The 2,891-nt window shown below is 68.4% G+C and carries 2 protein-coding genes; both read left to right on the top strand.

What is annotated here, in order from left to right; genetic code table 11:
* The coding region (uvrB, locus tag R1101_RS0120330) for an excinuclease ABC subunit UvrB (RefSeq protein WP_016935132.1) at positions 1-1,989 on the top strand (1,989 nt) is incomplete at its 5' end.
* A gap of 45 nt (positions 1,990-2,034) precedes the next feature.
* The coding region (locus R1101_RS0120325; protein ID WP_016935131.1) for an SCO6745 family protein at positions 2,035-2,891 on the top strand (857 nt) is incomplete at its 3' end.

The following is a 2,891-nucleotide window of genomic DNA, read 5'->3' as shown; positions in this document are numbered from 1 at the left end:
GTCGTCCTGCTCGGTGCCACCGGTACCGGCAAATCCGCCACCACCGCGTGGCTCATCGAGCGCGTCCAGCGACCCACCCTCGTGATGGCGCCCAACAAGACCCTCGCCGCGCAGCTCGCCAACGAGCTGCGAGACATGTTGCCCAACAACTCGGTCGAGTACTTCGTCTCGTACTACGACTACTACCAGCCCGAGGCGTACATCGCGCAGACCGACACCTACATCGAGAAGGACTCGTCGATCAACGACGACGTGGAGCGACTGCGGCACTCGGCCACCTCGTCGCTGCTGTCGCGTCGCGACGTCGTGGTGGTCGCGTCCGTCTCGTGCATCTACGGTCTCGGTACCCCGCAGTCCTATCTCGACCGGTCCATCCAGCTCGAAGTGGGTGTGGAGGTGCCGCGCGACGCGCTGCTGCGCCTGCTCGTCGATGTCCAGTACGCCCGCAACGACATGGCGTTCACCCGCGGATCGTTCCGCGTCAAGGGCGACACCGTCGACATCATCCCCGCCTACGAGGAACTCGCCGTGCGGATCGAGTTCTTCGGCGACGAGATCGACGCGCTGTACTACCTGCACCCGCTCACCGGCGATGTCGTGCGCAAGGTCGACTCCCTGCGCATCTTCCCCGCCACCCACTACGTCGCCGGTCCCGAACGCATGGAACGCGCCGTCGCGAGCATCGAGGCCGAACTCGAGGAGCGCCTCGCCGATCTGGAGAACCGCGGCAAGCTGCTCGAGGCGCAGCGTCTGCGCATGCGCACCCAGTACGACATCGAGATGATCCGGCAGGTCGGCTTCTGCTCCGGCATCGAGAACTATTCCCGTCACATCGACGGTCGCCCCGCCGGGTCCGCTCCCGCGACCCTCATCGACTACTTCCCGGAGGACTTCCTCCTGGTCATCGACGAGTCGCACGTCACGGTGCCGCAGATCGGCGCGATGTACGAGGGCGACATGTCGCGCAAGCGCAACCTCGTCGACTTCGGCTTCCGCCTGCCCTCGGCGGTCGACAACCGGCCCCTGACCTGGGAGGAGTTCGCCGCCCGCATCGGGCAGACGGTCTACCTGTCGGCCACCCCCGGCCCCTACGAGCTCGGGCAGACCGGCGGCGAGTTCGTCGAGCAGGTCATCCGTCCCACCGGTCTCGTCGACCCGGAGGTGGTCGTCAAGCCCACCAAGGGCCAGATCGACGATCTCGTGCACGAGATCCGCGAGCGCGCCGACCGCGACGAGCGCGTCCTCGTCACCACACTCACCAAGAAGATGGCCGAGGACCTCACCGATTACCTGCTCGAACTCGGCATCCGGGTGCGCTATCTGCACTCCGACATCGACACTCTGCGGCGTGTCGAACTACTGCGGCAGCTGCGCCTCGGCGAATACGACGTCCTCGTCGGCATCAACCTGCTCCGTGAGGGCCTCGATCTTCCCGAGGTGTCCCTGGTGGCGATCCTCGACGCCGACAAGGAAGGCTTCCTGCGGTCGACGACCTCGCTGATCCAGACCATCGGCCGCGCTGCGCGCAACGTCTCGGGCGAGGTCCACATGTACGCCGACAAGATCACCGACTCCATGGCCCGGGCCATCGAGGAAACCGAGCGGCGCCGCGAGAAGCAGGTCGCCTACAACACCGAACACGGTCTGGATCCGAAGCCGCTGCGCAAGAAGATCGCCGACATCCTCGATCAGGTCTACCAGGAGGCCGAGGACACCGAGATCGTCGAGGTGGGCGGTTCCGGACGCAACGCCTCGCGCGGCCGGCGCGCACAGGGCGAGTCCGGGCGCGCAGTCAGCTCCGGTGTCGTGGAAGGTCGCGACACCTCGACGATGCCGCGGGCCGAACTCGCCGATCTCGTGCAGCAGCTCACCGATCAGATGATGCAGGCCGCACGCGACCTGCAGTTCGAGCTGGCGGCGCGACTGCGCGACGAGATCTCCGACCTGAAGAAGGAACTGCGCGGCATGGACGCCGCGGGGCTGAAGTAGCCGCCCTGCCCGGTCGGCGCCGGAGACTCGGTAGGGTCCTTTCCCATGGATCCCTCCTCGGCCGGGCGTACGGCCCGCGCGCTCGAACTGCTGCATTCGGTCGTCTACTTCGCGCCGGACACCGCGAGTGAACTCGCCGCGCTGGGCGTCGACGGGCCGGCCGCACACTATTTCGGTGGGCGCTCGGCAGCCATGGGTGCCGTGGGCCCCGGCCTCGTGACGGCGACGTTCTACAGTTTCTCGCCCCGTCTGGTGGCCTCGGCCGTCCCGGCGGTATGGCAGAGCGCCGAGCCTGCCGCGATCCTTGCGGCGCGGTTGCGCGGGCTGGACGCTCTCTACCGGCGGGTCCTCGGGCAGGACGTGCTCGATTCCGCGGAGATGAACGAGGCCACGGATCTCGCCGTCACCGCGGCGCGGGCGATCCCGGGCCCCGACGGGCGACCGCTCTACGCCGCCCACGCCGACCTGCCCTGGCCCGAGGAAGCGCATCTCCGGTTGTGGCACGCGCTGACATTGCTGCGCGAGTACCGCGGCGACGGGCACATCGCGGCGCTGCAGACGGCGGGGCTGTCGGGGATCGAATCGCTGGTCACCCACACGGCGACCGGCATCGGATTCGCCGTCGATCCCGCCCGGAAGCTTCGGGGATGGTCGCGGGACGAGTGGGCGGACGCCGAGAAGGGATTGCGCGGACGCGGCCTGCTGGACAAGCGCGGAGAACTCACCGGTGAAGGGTTCGAGGTCCGCGAGCTCGTCGAGGACCTGACCGACGACCTGGCGGCCGCGCCCTGGGGCGCGCTCGGCGAGGACGGCGTGGAGCGTCTGCTCGACCTCGCGTTGCCGTGGCGCGACGCCTTCGTCGACGCCGAGGTGTTCCCCGCCGGACTCTTCGGCCAGAGTCT

Source organism: Rhodococcus sp. R1101 (assembly GCF_000278445.1).
GTDB lineage: Bacteria > Actinomycetota > Actinomycetes > Mycobacteriales > Mycobacteriaceae > Rhodococcus > Rhodococcus gordoniae.
The sequence above is the reverse complement of the archived record's forward strand: the minus strand, read 5'-3'. Positions and strand labels throughout refer to the sequence as shown.